Raw genomic sequence first — 13,992 nt, 5'->3', positions numbered from 1 at the left:
GCTGATCCCCGGTCCGCCCCCGCGACAGCCGCACCCGCGGCCGACGGGAGCGGGCCGTTCCCGTCATGCGCTGCCCGGCTCCGCCGGAACGATTGCGCCGGTTCGCAAGGACGTCAGACGCCATGCCGCAGTCCCCCCTCGACCTCACCGAGGCCTTCATCCAGCTGGGCACGATCCGCTACGACGAGACGGGTCTGGACGCCGTCCTGACCCGGATCGCCGAGGTCGCCCGGAACGGCATTCCGGGGGCGGCTGAGGTCTCGGTGACCCTGGTGCACGGCACGGAGGCCACCACCGCCGCGTACACCGGCGACCTGGCCCTGCGGCTCGACGAGTTCCAGTACGAGCAGGGCCGGGGCCCGTGCCTGGACGCGGCGACCACCGGCACGGTGATGATCGTGGCGGACATGGCGGCGGAGAGCCGCTGGCCGGAGTGGGCGCGGCGGGCGCACGCCGCCGGCGCGGGCAGCTCGATGTCGATCGGGCTGCCCATCCAGGAGGCGGTGGTCGGGGCGCTGAACGTCTACGGCACCCGGCCGGGCGCGTTCGACCAGGTGGCGGAGGCCGCGCAGACCTTCGCCGACCATGCCGCGGTCGCCCTGGCCAACGCCCACCTGTACGACAGCACCGCGACCCTCGCCCAGCAGATGCAGTCGGCGATGCACAGCCGCGCCGTCATCGAGCAGGCGAAGGGGATCATCATGCGGCAACGGCGGTGCTCGGCCGAGGAGGCGTTCGCGATCCTGGCGAAGGTGTCGCAGAACTCCAACCGCAAGCTCCGTGACGTGGCCGAGGCGCTGGTGCGTCAGGTCACCGCCGGCGGTGGCACCGCCCGGCCGTCGGCCGGCCGGGAGGACTGAGCGACTGCTAGCCGGACCTTCGCTCGGCCCGCGCGACCAGCGCCGCGGCGACGTCGCGCACCTTCCGGTTGGTGTCCTGGGAGACCTTCACGAGGATCGCGAACGCCTCCTCGGCCGAGCACCGCCGTTCGCCCATGATGATCCCCTTCGCCTGCTCGATCACCGCCCGGGACTCCATCGCGGCGCGCATCTGCTCCGCCAGCGTCGCGGCGTTCTCGTACAGCTGGGCGTTGGACAGGGCCACCGCGGCGTACGCGGCGAAGGTCTTCGCCAACTCCTGCGCGCCCGGGTCGAAGACGCCCGGTGCCAGCCCGTAGACGTTGAGGGTGCCCACCACCGCCTCCTGGATGGGCAGCCCGACCGACAGCGAGCTGCCGACGCCGGCGTCCTTGGCCCGGGCGGCCCAGTCCGGCCAGCGGTCCTCGGCGGTGGTGTCCGGCACCGAGATCGCGTCGCCGCTGACCGAGGCGTCCAGGCACGGCCCCCGGCCCTGCGCGTACTGCCACTCGTCGAGCTGGAGGGCGAGGTCGCCGGTGACGGCCACGCTCTGCGCGGTGCTGCCCCGCAGCAGCGTCACGGAGACCTCGGTGGCCCCCGGGATGCTGCGCCGGGCCAGGCCGGCGACGGAGCGCAGCACGTCGTCGACGCCGGCCTGGTCGAGCCGGATCCGGCCGAGCTCGGCCAGGGCCTCCTGCGGGGACAGCGGGTTCTGTGCCATGGAACGGGCCCTTCACGAGGGGGCGTACCCCACGGGTGCGGCGGGCGTGCGCCGCGTCGGTCATCGTCGGACCGTCCCGGACCGCGCGCGGCGGCCGTGCGCCCGGGGCCGCGGTGGCGGCCTCGCACCCGGGGCGGCGTGGCATCTCGCACCCTACCCGCCGCGCCGGTGCCCCGTCGCCCGGCTCGGCCGGGTTCCGCCGCGACGGCCATGGCCCCCGTGACGTGTGAAAACCAGCTGGCCGGAGTAGCGTCCTACCCGGGTCGAGACACGCGCCCAGGACCGGCACCGCTCCGCGGTGCCGTCAAGTCCGGTTGATCCCGCGAGGGGGCGCGATGTCCACCGATCCACCGTACGGCCGCGCGGCCGCCCATGTCCCCGCACCGGCGCAACCCCTGATGTCGCTGAGCTGGGAGCATGAGGGACCGGTGACGGTCGTGTCGGTGCGCGGCGAGATCGACATGAGCAACGCGCACCTGCTCGTCGACCTCGCGACGGAACTCGGCCGCGACCCCGCCCCGCAGGTCGTCCTCGACTTCTCCGCGGTCCGCTTCGTCGACCTGCACGCGGTACGCGCCCTCGTCGAGGCGCACCGCCTGCTCCGGGCGGCAGGGGGCGAACTGACGCTGCGCCGGCCGCCCCGCTGCGTCACCCGGCTGCTGCACCTCACCGGGACCGCGGAGCTGTTCCAGGCGGACGACGGCCCTCGACACCCCGCCGCGCGGGACGGGACGGCTCCGGACGGCGCGACCCGGTGGCCAGCCGTCCTTGTCGTGCCGCCGTCCGTACCCCGTCCACATCGGGGCGCGCCGCACCCGCGCCGGCTGCGGGGGACGCCGAGCTGACCAGCGTCGACGGAAAGCCGGACGCCGCGCCGCGCGCGCTCTGTCACCACACCGACGCTTTCGGTAGAGTGCCCGGTGTCGGCCCTCGTGGCCGGCCGAGGCCGGGGGTGGGTGATGGGCGGGCGAAACGGGCGGTTGGCGCCTCTCGCGCTGCGCCTCGGGCTCGTGCTCGGCGCGGCCGCCTGCGTCTGGATCGGATACGAGGCGGGCGACGATCGTGCGGCACGCGCCGCCGACACGACACCCGTCGTCACGGTGGACGCGGTCGTCGGGGGCGTGACCGGCCTGCTCCAGGCGACCCTCTCCCCCGCGGGGATCCCGCCCACGGTCCCGGCCGATACCCCGGACCCCCCGCCCGCGCCCCCGCCCGGCTCCACCGGCGGCGGCGGGACGACGGTCACGGCGCCCTCCGGGGCCAAATCGTCCCCACCGAAGGTCAGCCGTTCCGAGACGCCCGCGCCGAAGCGCCAGACACCCACCCTGACCGGCCGGCCGAGCCGAGCCGCCACCGCGCACCCGCGCCCCACGAAGACCGGGGCGGCGAGCACGACCCGGCCGCGACAGGACCGGGCGGCGGCACCGGCGACCCCCGTGCTCGACCAGGTCACCAAGCCGGTCGGCGCCACCCTCACCCCCGTGCTCGACCCGGTGACCAAGCCGGTCGGCGCCATCCTGACGCCCGTGCTCAACCCGGTCACCGAGCCGGTCGGCGCCATCCTCACGCCCGTGTTGGAGCCGGTGATCAAGCCGGTCGGTGCCATCCTGGCCCCCGTGCTCGACCCGCTGCTGCGTAGCCTCGATCCGGTGCTCGCGCCGCTGGATCCGGTGCTCGCGCCGCTGCGCCCGGTGCTGGGCGCCCTCCAGCCGGTCGAGGTCCGTCCCCGGCCGCCCGCCGAGCGGGTGGCCCCGGCGGGCGGCGCGCCCCGGCGGTCACCCACCACGGCGACGACCAATCCGTCGGCGGCGCCGCCGACGACGCCGTCCGCCACGCCACCGCGCACCGAGCGACCCGCGACCGCCCTGGCCCTCACCACCCCGGCCCCGTCGTGGGCGACGGCGCGGTCCACGGAGGATGGCGGCGCCACCGCGAGCCCCGTCCAGCACCCGCTCGGACCCGACATCGCTCCGTACCCCGCCGCACCGGGCACCGACACCACCGGTGTCGGTTCGCCCGGCGGCGCCCAGCAGATCGCCGGCGACGCCGCGACGGTCGCACTCACACCTCCCCCGGCCGGGATGCGGATCTGCCGTCCCGACGGTCCGGACCGGCTGCCGTCCCGCTCACCCCGGCCCGGGAGCAGACCCGCCTGACGCCGTCCGCCGGCATTCCGTGGACGGACGTCCACCCGGTCGTTCGCCCAGCAGTCGGCGCACCGGGCCGACTCCGGCCGGGTCGGCTGTCGTCACGGCCGCCCGTTCCCGCCACGTCGTCGCCGGCCACCCCCATCGGACATCGCTGACCGCTCCGGCGCCCGCGCCGAGCTGAGGCCCTTTGCGGGCCCCGTGTCGTCGACCACCACCGGCGTCTGGTGTCACCAGCCGGCCGGCCGGCCGGTCGGCCCTGCCTGCCACACCCCGATCATGATCTTGATCAGGAGTCGCACCATGACCTCTTCCACACCTGTTGTCCGCGCCCGGTGGTGCGACGTCGGCCGGGTCGTCGACCTCGTCACCGCGAGCCTCGAGGCCACCGTCATCGGCGCCTGGCTGGTCCCCGACGAGCGGCAGCGACCGCACGTGCTGGCCGACGTGGCCCGGATCTGGACCGAGCACGCGCTGCTGGTCGGCGACGTGTTCCTGCTGCGCACCGGCGCCGCCGCCACCGTCTGGTTCCACCGCTACCGTCAGATCCCGACACCCGCCCGCTACGAGGAACGCCTCGCGTCGGCCTGTGGCGCCCACCGGGAACGCTTCCTCCTGCTCGAACAGGCGCTGGCCGCGCACCGCCCCACCCAGGCACACCACCACCTGGCGATCCTGGCGGTGCCGCCCGGCCCGGACCGCGCCGCGCGCGCGGACGCCGTCCTCGACGGCAGCCAGCGGTGGATGGACACCGTCGGCCTGCCGACGTACGCGGAGACCTTCACCGACGCCCAACGTGCCCTGCACGGCCGGCACGGCTACCTCGAACGGGACAGCTTTCCCCTGCTGAACGGGATGCTCGTCCATCCGATGTGGCGGCCCGCGTCGCGGGCGAGCCGGTTCAGCACCAACGTCGCGCGCTGGCCGAGCGGGCGGGCACCTCGACCCGGGCAGAACCGGGCGCGGGAGTGGGTCCCGCGGTGACCGGGGGTGGCACCGCGTCGGTCCGAGCGCGCCGGTGAGCCGGGGCGGCCCCCGGGCCGCCCCGGTCCGACGCAACGGCCAGGTGTGGCTGGCGGATCGGGCATCGAGGGCCGTCACACCACAACGGATGCGACCTACGTCGATCTGGCGAAGGCGGCGGGTCGCCGGGATGATGACAGCATGTGGCCGCGACGTCGCTCCGGATCGCCGCCGCTGCTTCTCTTCTCCGTGCTCAACGCGGTCACCTCGTCCAGCGTGGCGGTCGCGGTGAACGTCGCGACCGCCGAGTTCCCGCAGGCGCACGGGTGGACGGACAACTTCACGTTGCTGGCGTCGATCGTGGCGGCGGTGACCGTGGTCAGCGCCGTGGTGGCGTGGCTCGACCGCAGAGCCGACGCGGGGTCCGCGCCCTCTCGACCGGACGCGCTGGCCGCAGCGGCTCCGATGACGACGGCGCAGCGCTGGATCCTCGCCGGCGGCGCCGTGATCCTGACCGCCGGACTGGCCACTTTCATCTGGCTGCGACCGGGGCTGGGCGGTCGTGAGCGGCTCAGCGTCCTCCTCACCCTCGCCGCCTTCGCCGTGGTGGCGTGGCTCGTGGCATGGTGGGCGGTGAGGGCGGCACGGCCGCAGCCGGTCGCCGAGGCCACCCGGACCGGGGAGGCGGGCATCACCACGAGAAGTCGTGTGCTCCAGCGCGTGGACCAGTGGTGGGTACGCGACGCGCTGCACCGCTCGCTGCAACAGGCGGTACGCCTGGACGTGGCGCTGGACGCCCAGCCCGACGCGGTGGAGGCGTACGAGGGGCCGACGCAGGCCGCCCTGCAACGGCTCGGGGCGCCGGAACCGCTGCCCGACGGGACCCGCCTCGTCGACGTCTACGACGCCAGCCGGCGGATCCTGCTGATCGGCCGGCCGGGCTCGGGCAAGACCACGCACCTGCTGCAACTGACCGAGGAACTGCTGCGTCGCGCGCGCGCCGACGACGACAGCCCGGCGCCGGTGGTGCTGCTGCTGTCGAGGTGGCGTACCAGCCATCCGGACTTCTGTTCGTGGGCGAGCGCCGAGATCGGTGAACGCTACGGGGTCGCGCCGGCCGAGGTGCGGCAGTGGCTGGACGACGGCCGGGTGATCCTGCTCCTCGACGGCCTGGACGAGGTCGACGACGAGTATCAGGACGCCTGCCTGGAGGCGATCAACTCCTTCGCCAGGGCGGACAGCTTCGCCGGCACCGGCATGGTGGTGACCTGCCGTTCGCAGGACTACGAACGCCTGCACCGGCTCGCCTTCGACGTGGCGCTGGTGGTGCGGCCGCTGAGTCGCGCCCAGATCGACCGGGCGCTGCGGTCCGCCGGTCCCGACCTGGACACCCTCCGGCACGCCCTCGACCGGGACGAGACGCTGCGCGAGCTGCTGACCACGCCGCTGATGCTCGGCGTGGCCACGATCGCGTACCGGGGTGCGACCCCGGACCAGCTTCCCACCGGCGGGGACAGCGACGCCCACCGCCAGGTGCTCTACCGGCTCTTCGTGCAGCGAATGCTGACCCGCCGACGCAGCCTGCGCGGTCGGCCGGAGACCGAGGCGAACTTCCCGCCCCACGAGGCGCGGTGCGCGCTGATCTGGCTCGCGCGGCTGATGCACCGGCGCAGCCAGACGGTGTTCTACCCGGACTGGCTCACGCCGGCCTGGCTGCCGGGCCGTCACCCCGAGTGGCCCCTCCCGCGGCCGCGGGGCGTCACCGCCTGGCTCGCCCGGCGGCTCGGCTGGGACCACACCAGCACCGGGCTGGTGGGCGGCGGGCTGGCCGCCCTCATCGGGGCCGTCGCCACGGTGCCCTTCGGCGCCCTCGTCGGCGGCGTCCGGGGCGCGGTGGTCACCGCGGCGGTCGCCGCCGCCTTCTTCGGGCTCGGGATCGGGCTCACCTTCGGGGTGCTGCTCCAGGTGCCCCGGCTCAACCGCCTGTTCGTGCCCTTCATCGGGCGGGAGGAGACCACCGCCTACGCGGCGTCCGAATGGACCACCTCGGCGCGCTCCGCGGCCACCGGCTTCCTCTTCTGGTCGGCCTTCGGCGCGGTGTTCGTCGGCCTCCCGGTGGCGCTCTCGTCCACCTGGCCGGCCGCCGCGCTGATCGCGCTGACGCTCGGCACGGGCGGGGGCCTCAGCGGGGGCAGCGTGCCCGACTTCGCCAAACCGCCGGCGTCACCGGGCCACGCCCTGCGGGCGTCGCTGCGCCGGTTCACCCGGCTGATGATGATCCTCCTCGCCCTCGTCGCGGCCTTGCTGGCGGTGACCTTCGCGCAGCGCGGCCCGTGGTTCGCCGTCGTCGCCGCCCTGCCGATGACCGTCGCCCTGATGCTGACGGCCGGCCCGGGCCGGGCCTGGCTGCGCCACCGGGCGGTGACCTTCGGCATCGCCCGGTCCGGGCTGCTGCCCGAGCAGCTGCTGGACTTCCTCTCCTACGCCGACGACCGGGTCATCATGCAGCGGGTCTTCGGCGGGTACGCCTTCATCCACCGCACCCTGCGCGACCACCTGGTCGCCGAGGATCCCTTCAACCGGCTCCCGGAGCCGAGCCGGCGGGTGCCGGCCGGGGGCTGACCGGTCAGTCGCGTACGCCGCCGGAGGCGAGCAGGCGGGCGATCGGCAGGGTGGCCGCGCCCAACGCCACCGCGTCCACGCCCAGCCGGCCGAGCTGGATCGACGCCTGCTCGTACGGCTGGCGCAGCGCCTGCTGGCCGGCGGCGGCCCGGATGGCCGGCAGCAGGTCGCCGAGCGCCATCGCGGCCCAGCCGCCGAGCACCACCCGTTCCGGGTTGAACAGGTTGATCAGGTTCGCCACTCCGGCACCCAGGTAGCCGGCGGTCTCGTCGAGCACCCGCCGGGCGGTGGCCGAGGTCGCCGCCGCATCGACCAGCGCGGAGAGCTGGGACTCCTCGTCCTCGCCGGGGACCGGCCGGCCGCGGCGGGCCTCCCGGTAGCGGTCGATGATCGCCTCGGCCCCGACGTAGGCCTCCAGGCAGCCCCGAGCGCCGCAGCGGCAGGCCCGGCCGCCGTACATCAGGGTGGTGTGCCCCCACTCCCCGGCGCTGCTGGACGCTCCCCGGTAGGTGATCCCGTTGGTCACCACGGCGGCGCCGACCCCGGAGCCGACCAGGGCGAACACGGCGTGCCGGGCGCCCCGGCCGGCGCCGAACCACATCTCCGCCTGGCCGAGGGTCTTCGCGCCGTTGTCGATGTGCAGCGGCAGGTCGGTGCCGTCGGCGATCAGCCGTTGCAGCGGCACCCGGTCCCAGCCGAGCGCCTGGGCGTGCACCACGGCCTGGTCGCCCTGTTCGACCACGCCGGAAACGCCGATGCCGACGCCGAGCACGTCCGCCGGCGCCACCCGGGCGCGGGCGGTCACCGCGTCGATGCCGGCCAGCACGTGGCCGGCCACCGCGGCGGGCTCGGTGCGGGCCGGGTCCAGCGGGTACTCGACGCTGGCCAGCAGGGTCATCGCGAGGTCGAACAGCTCGACGCGCACCCGGGTCTCCCCGACGTCGACACCGATGACGGCGGCGAAGTTCGGCGCGACCCGGAGCATCATGCTCGGCCGTCCCCCGTCGGAGGAGGCCGCGCCGGCCTCGACGACCAGCCCCTCGTCGATCAGGTCACCGACGACGTTGCTCACCGCGGGCTGGCTCAGTCCGCTGCTGCGGACCAGGTCCTGCCGGGTCAGCGGGCCGTCGAGGAAGACCTTCGTCAGCAGGGCCGACCGGTTGCGCAGCCGAAGGCCCCGGTTCGTCGCTCGCGCCAGCTCCACTCGCCACCTCGCATCCCGTCGGTCCGACCGGGCGACTGTACGTGCCCATGCTTGACGGCCCTCCGGACAACCACTTTAATGACGACATTAATTAAGGCGTGATGTAAGCCCTCGGGGCGCCGGATTGCCGTCGCCCTCGCACCACCGCCCGGTCGGCCGCCCGTCACCTCCGTCCCCCCGACGGGTGCCCACCGGTCCCCCACCACTGCAACCGGAAGGGCATCACCGTGTCGAGACGACACCTCGGGATACTGACCGCGGCCGTGCTGGCCGCCGCCTCGCTGACCGCCTGCGGCGGCGCGGACGAGGCGGGCAGCGGGTCCGCCAAGACCCTCACCTACTGGGCCAGCAACCAGGGTCCGAGCCTGGAGGCCGACAAGCAGATCCTCCAGCCGGAACTCGAGAAGTTCGAGAAGCAGACCGGCATCAAGGTCAACGTCGAGGTCGTGCCCTGGTCCGACCTGCTCAACCGGCTGCTCGCCGCGGCCGCCTCCGGGCAGGGGCCGGACGTGGTCAACATCGGCAACACCTGGTCGGCGTCGATGCAGGCCACCGGGGCCATGGTCGAGTTCGACGACGCGACCCTCGCCAAGGTCGGCGGCAAGGACCGGTTCGTCCCCGCCGCGCTCGCCGCCGCCGGCGCACCCGGCAAGCCGCCGGCCGCGGTGCCGATCTACAGCCTGTCGTACGCCCTCTACTACAACAAGAAGGCGTTCGCCGACGCCGGCATCACCACCCCGCCGACCACCTGGGAGCAGGTCGCCGAGTACGGCCGCAAGCTCACCGGCAACGGCAAGTGGGGCCTCGCCGTCGAGGGCGCCAACCCCTCGGAGAACGCGCACCACGCCTTCACCTTCAGCCAGCAGTACGGCGGCGAGTGGTTCGACTCCGCCGGCAAGCCGACGTTCGACACCCCGCAGAACGTCGCCGCGGTGAAGCGGTACGTCGACCTGATGGCCGCCGACAAGATCGTCAACCCGAGCAACGCCGAGTACGCGCAGAACCAGGCCGTCTCCGACTTCGCCAACGGCAAGGCGGCCATGCTGCTCTGGCAGGCGGCCGGCTCGAACCTGAAGTCGCAGAACATGGCCCCCGACGCGTACGGGGTCGCCCCGGTGCCGTTCCCGGCCACCCCGCCGGCCGGCGGCAAGAAGGTCAACAGCATGGTCGCCGGGATCAACATCGCCGTGTTCAAGCACACGAAGAACAAGGACGGCGCGCTGGAGTTCGTCAAGTTCATGACCAGCGACGCCGAGCAGGTGGCGCTCAACAAGACGTACGGCTCGCTGCCGGCCGTCAAGACCGTCGCCGCCGACCCCGCCTTCGCCGCCCCGGAGCAGAAGGTGCTCCAGGAGGTGCTGGCCACCACGGCCGCGCCGCTGCCCCAGGTGCCCAACGAGAGCACCTTCGAGACGCTGGTCGGCACCGCCATCAAGGAACTGTTCGCCGACGCCGCGAGCGGCAAGCCGGTCACCGAGGACGGCATCCGGCAGAAGCTCACCCGGGCCCAGCAGCAGCTGCGCTGACCCGCCGGACCGGTGGTCGTGGGAGGGATCGCCGACCCTCCCACGACCACCCCCGCGAGAGGACCTCGATGGCAACCCGCACCACCCCCCGCGCCGTCGCCGGGCCCGACCGGCCGGCCGAGGCCGCCGGCGCCGCCCCGGGCCGCCGCCGCTCCCGTCGTACGCTGCTGCCGTACCTGCTGCTCGCCCCGGCCGTCGTGCTGGAACTGGCCGTGCACGTGGTGCCGATGGCCGTCGGCGCATGGATGAGCCTGCTGGAGCTGACCCAGTTCCACATCCGCGACTGGTCGACCGCGCCCTTCGTCGGCCTGGACAACTACCGGGTCGTGCTCGACGTCGACTCGGCCGCCGGCGCCGACCTGCTGCACTCGTTCTGGGTGACCGTCGTCTACACGATCGCCTCGGTCGGACTCTCCTGGCTGCTCGGCACCACCGCGGCCGTGCTGCTGCAACGCCCGTTCCGGGGGCGCGGCCTGCTGCGCGCGCTGTTCCTCACCCCGTACGCGCTGCCGGTCTACACCGCGGTGATCACCTGGAGCTTCCTCTTCCAGCGCGACACCGGCCTGGTCAACCACGTCCTGGTCGACCAGTTGCACCTGCTCGACGACAAGCCGTTCTGGCTGATCGGCGGGAACAGCTTCTTCGCGCTGCTGGTGGTGTCGATCTGGCGGACCTGGCCGTTCGCCTTCCTCTGCGTGATGGCCGGTCTGCAGAACATCCCCGGCGACCTGTACGAGGCCGCCGCCGTGGACGGGGCCGGCTTCTGGCGGCGGCTGCGCTCGGTGACCCTGCCGATGCTGCGGCCGGTGAACCTGGTGCTGCTGCTGGTGCTGTTCCTGTGGACCTTCAACGACTTCAACACCCCGTACGTGCTCTTCGGCGGCTCGGCACCGGACGAGGCGAACCTGATCTCCATCCACATCTACCGCAGCTCGTTCAAGACCTGGGACTTCGGCTCCGGGTCGGCGATGTCGGTGGCGCTGCTGCTGTTCCTGCTCGCGGTCACCGCCGGATACCTGCTGATCACCAACCGCCGGAGGAACGATGCGTGAGACCGCCGCCGAGCGCTGGAGCCGCCGGGTGGTGCTGACCCTGCTCGCGGTCTTCGTGCTGGTGCCGCTGTACGTGATGGCCAGCAGCGCCATGAAGCCGCTGCAGGACGTGCAGAACGCCTTCACCTGGTGGCCGCGACGCCCCACCGCGCAGGCGTTCGTGGACATGTGGTCGACCGTCCCGCTGGGCCGCTATCTGGTCAACAGCCTGGTGGTGTCCAGCGTGGCGGCGGTCCTGTCGGTCTCCGTGGCGATCTTCGCCGCGTTCGCGGTAAGCCGGTACCGGTTCCGGGGCCGGGGCCTGTTCTCGGTGACCGTGCTCTCCACCCAGATGTTCCCCGGCATCCTCTTCCTGCTGCCGCTCTTCCTGATCTACGTCAACCTGGGCAACGCCACCGGCATCGCGCTCTACGCCAGCCGCACCGGCCTGGTCATCACCTATCTGACCTTCTCGCTGCCGTTCTCGATCTGGATGCTGGTCGGGTACTTCGACTCGATCCCCCGCGAGCTCGACGAGGCGGCGCAGGTCGACGGGGCCGGCCCGCTGCGCACCCTGTTCCAGGTGATCCTGCCGGCGGCGGTGCCGGGCATCGTCGCGGTCACCGTGTACGCCTTCATGACCGCCTGGGGCGAGGTGCTCTTCGCCTCGGTGATGACCGATGAGAGCAGCCGCACCCTCGCCGTCGGCCTGCAGGGCTACTCCACCCAGTTCAACGTCTACTGGAACCAGGTGATGGCCGCCTCGCTGGTGGTCAGCGTGCCGGTCGTGGCCGGCTTCCTGGCGTTGCAGCGCTACTTCGTCGCCGGCCTCACCGCCGGCGCAGTCAAGTAGGACCCATGTCCATCGAACCTCGCGAGGAGAACCGACCCGTGCCCGACCTGTCCAAGCTGCCGCCCGACTTCCGCTGGGGCGTGGCCACCTCGGCGTACCAGATCGAGGGCGCCGTGCGCGTCGACGGCCGCGCTCCGTCCATCTGGGACACCTTCTGTGAGGTGCCGGGCGCGGTCGACAACGGCGACACCGGGGCGGTGGCCTGCGACCACTACCACCGGTGGCCGCAGGATGTGGCGCTGATGCGGCAGCTCGGCGTCGGAGCGTACCGGTTCTCGGTGGCCTGGCCCCGGGTGCGGCCCGACGGCGTCGGCCGGGTGAACCCGGCGGGCCTGGACTTCTACGACCGGCTGGTGGACGCCCTGCTGGCGGACGGCATCCGGCCCGTCGCGACGCTGTACCACTGGGACCTGCCGCAGGCGTTGCAGGACCGGGGTGGCTGGCCGGAGCGGTCCACCGCCGAGGCCTTCGCCGACTACGCCGCCGTCGTGGCCGCCCGGCTCGGCGACCGGGTCACCGACTGGTGCACCGTCAACGAGCCGCTCTGCGTGGCCTGGATCGGTCACCTGGAAGGGCTGATGGCGCCCGGCGAGCGGAACCTGGGCCGGGCGGTACGCACCGCCCACCACCTGCTGCTCGGGCACGGGCTGGCCACCCGGGCGGTGCGGGCCCACGCCGCCCGGCCGGCGTCGATCGGTCCGGTGCTCAACCTCAGCCCCTGCGAGCCGGCGAGCGACCGGCCGGCGGACGTGGCGGCGGCGCGGCGGATGGACGGCCACGTCAACCGGTGGTGGCTGGACCCGCTGCACGGCCGCGGCTACCCGGCGGACATGCTCGCCACGTACGAGCTGGAGCCGCCGGTGCGCGGCGACGACCTGGCCGTCATCGCCACGCCGACCGACTTCCTGGGCGTCAACTACTACTTCCGGCAGGTGGTGGCCGACGACCCGGACGGGCCGGCGCCGTACGCCCGGCAGGTGCCCGTGCCGGGTGCGACGCAGACGGCGATGGGCTGGGAGGCGTACCCGGCGGGGCTGGAGCGGCTGCTGGTCGCGGTCACCGACGAGTACGCCCCGGCGCGGATCATGGTCACCGAGAGCGGAGCGGCGTGGCCCGACCGGGTCGGCCCGGACGGCACCGTCGAGGACCGGGAGCGGACCGCGTACCTGGAGGGGCACCTGGCGGCCTGCGCGGCGGCGCGGGAGCGGGGTGTCCCGATCGACGGCTACTTCGCCTGGTCCCTGCTGGACAACTTCGAGTGGGCGTACGGCTACGACAAGCGCTTCGGTCTGGTGCACGTCGACTACGCCACCCAGCAACGCACGGTCAAGGCCAGCGGCCTGCGCTACGCCGAGCTGATCCGCGCCCACCAGCGGCTGGCCGGGTCGAGCGAGGCGGTCCCGGCGCGCGGCTGACGGGCCAGATTCGTCGCAGACCGTCAGCGGTCCCGGCGGTACCGTGGACAGCGGTACCGCCGGGACCAGCGTGGGGGGACTGATGGCGGACAGGCATCCCGTGCTCGCCCGGCTCGACGCGCTCGTCGGCCGGTGGACGGTGCGGCCCCGGGTCGAGGGCGTCGGCGCGGCCTGGGCCGAGTTCACGTGGCAGGACGGCGGGTCGTACCTGCGGCAGGTCTCCGACGTCGACTCGGTGCCGTCCAGCACGCCCCCGGCCTGGCGGGAGAACCTGCCGTTCCCCACCACCGCGGTGATCGGCCTCGACGACGCCACCGACGAGCTGACCGTGCTGTACGCCGACGCCCGCGGCGTGCACCGGGTGTATCGCATGACGTTCACCGACGGCGTGTGGCGGCAGTGGCGGGACGCGCCCGGATTCGGCCAGCGCTTCGTTGGCACGCTCAGCGCCGACGGCGACAGCATCGACGGCCGGTGGGAGATCTCCCGCGACGGCGTGACCTGGGACCTCGACTTCGAGCTGAGCTACGTCCGCGACCGTCGCGACGGCAGCTGACCGGGAGCGCCGCCCCGGCTGAACCCCCGGCCTGCTAGTAGTGCTTTGTTAGGTCGGCGTGTCGTTGGGGTGCTCGAAGTGGTCCGGGTAGTTCGAT

General features: G+C 73.6%; 12 protein-coding genes. 10 read left to right on the top strand and 2 right to left on the bottom strand.

The window, feature by feature from the left end; genetic code table 11:
* The first annotated feature begins 122 nt into the window (after positions 1 to 122).
* Positions 123 to 860 (top strand): GAF and ANTAR domain-containing protein, encoded by a 738-nt coding sequence (locus V6U88_RS22785; protein WP_334455967.1) that lies wholly within the window; start codon positions 123 to 125, stop codon positions 858 to 860.
* Between the two features lie 7 nt (positions 861 to 867).
* On the opposite strand, the gene V6U88_RS22780 is transcribed toward V6U88_RS22785, so the two are convergent.
* Positions 868 to 1,578 (bottom strand): GAF and ANTAR domain-containing protein, encoded by a 711-nt coding sequence (locus tag V6U88_RS22780; RefSeq protein ID WP_334455965.1) that lies wholly within the window; start codon positions 1,576 to 1,578, stop codon positions 868 to 870.
* 335 nt (positions 1,579 to 1,913) lie between these two features.
* Here V6U88_RS22780 and V6U88_RS22775 point away from each other — a divergent pair, with 335 nt between their 5' ends.
* The 4 genes from V6U88_RS22775 to V6U88_RS22760 all read left to right on the top strand — a co-directional run bounded on the left by V6U88_RS22775 (position 1,914) and on the right by V6U88_RS22760 (position 7,310).
* Positions 1,914 to 2,423, top strand: coding sequence for an STAS domain-containing protein (locus V6U88_RS22775; RefSeq protein WP_334455963.1), 510 nt, complete (start codon positions 1,914 to 1,916; stop codon positions 2,421 to 2,423).
* Positions 2,424 to 2,537: 114 nt separating this feature from the next.
* Positions 2,538 to 3,734 carry a hypothetical protein gene (locus tag V6U88_RS22770; protein ID WP_334455961.1) on the top strand — a complete coding sequence of 399 codons (1,197 nt, stop codon included), beginning with the start codon at positions 2,538 to 2,540 and terminating at the stop codon, positions 3,732 to 3,734.
* Positions 3,735 to 4,028: 294 nt separating this feature from the next.
* Positions 4,029 to 4,709, top strand: a complete 681-nt coding sequence (locus V6U88_RS22765) for a hypothetical protein (protein ID WP_334455959.1) — start codon at positions 4,029 to 4,031, stop codon at positions 4,707 to 4,709.
* Between the two features lie 180 nt (positions 4,710 to 4,889).
* A complete protein-coding gene (locus tag V6U88_RS22760; protein WP_334455957.1) occupies positions 4,890 to 7,310 on the top strand; it encodes an NACHT domain-containing protein in 2,421 nt (806 codons plus the stop codon).
* Positions 7,311 to 7,314: 4 nt separating this feature from the next.
* Here the strand turns inward: V6U88_RS22760 and V6U88_RS22755 are convergent, their stop codons facing one another.
* Complete coding sequence (locus V6U88_RS22755; protein ID WP_334455955.1) at positions 7,315 to 8,514, bottom strand: ROK family transcriptional regulator; 1,200 nt, start codon at positions 8,512 to 8,514, stop codon at positions 7,315 to 7,317.
* Between the two features lie 227 nt (positions 8,515 to 8,741).
* Between V6U88_RS22755 and V6U88_RS22750 the strand changes: the two genes are divergently transcribed.
* The 5 genes from V6U88_RS22750 to V6U88_RS22730 all read left to right on the top strand — a co-directional run bounded on the left by V6U88_RS22750 (position 8,742) and on the right by V6U88_RS22730 (position 13,895).
* The gene (locus tag V6U88_RS22750) at positions 8,742 to 10,040 is read left to right on the top strand and encodes an ABC transporter substrate-binding protein (RefSeq protein WP_334455953.1); all 1,299 of its coding nucleotides are present in this window, start codon (positions 8,742 to 8,744) and stop codon (positions 10,038 to 10,040) included.
* 68 nt (positions 10,041 to 10,108) lie between these two features.
* Positions 10,109 to 11,092: a carbohydrate ABC transporter permease gene (locus V6U88_RS22745; protein WP_334455951.1), complete on the top strand. Its 984-nt coding sequence runs from the start codon at positions 10,109 to 10,111 to the stop codon at positions 11,090 to 11,092.
* Positions 11,085 to 11,924 carry a carbohydrate ABC transporter permease gene (locus V6U88_RS22740; protein WP_334455949.1) on the top strand — a complete coding sequence of 280 codons (840 nt, stop codon included), beginning with the start codon at positions 11,085 to 11,087 and terminating at the stop codon, positions 11,922 to 11,924. Before V6U88_RS22745 ends, V6U88_RS22740 begins: the two co-directional genes overlap by 8 nt.
* Before the next feature lie 5 nt (positions 11,925 to 11,929).
* On the top strand, positions 11,930 to 13,339 hold the full coding sequence (locus tag V6U88_RS22735) for a GH1 family beta-glucosidase (RefSeq protein WP_334455947.1): 1,410 nt from the start codon (positions 11,930 to 11,932) through the stop codon (positions 13,337 to 13,339).
* Between the two features lie 82 nt (positions 13,340 to 13,421).
* Positions 13,422 to 13,895: a hypothetical protein gene (locus tag V6U88_RS22730; protein WP_334455945.1), complete on the top strand. Its 474-nt coding sequence runs from the start codon at positions 13,422 to 13,424 to the stop codon at positions 13,893 to 13,895.
* Positions 13,896 to 13,992: the final 97 nt, after the last annotated feature.

It is taken from the genome of Micromonospora sp. CPCC 205739 (genome assembly GCF_036906795.1).
Classification (GTDB): domain Bacteria; phylum Actinomycetota; class Actinomycetes; order Mycobacteriales; family Micromonosporaceae; genus Micromonospora.
The sequence above is the reverse complement of the archived record's forward strand: the minus strand, read 5'-3'. Positions and strand labels throughout refer to the sequence as shown.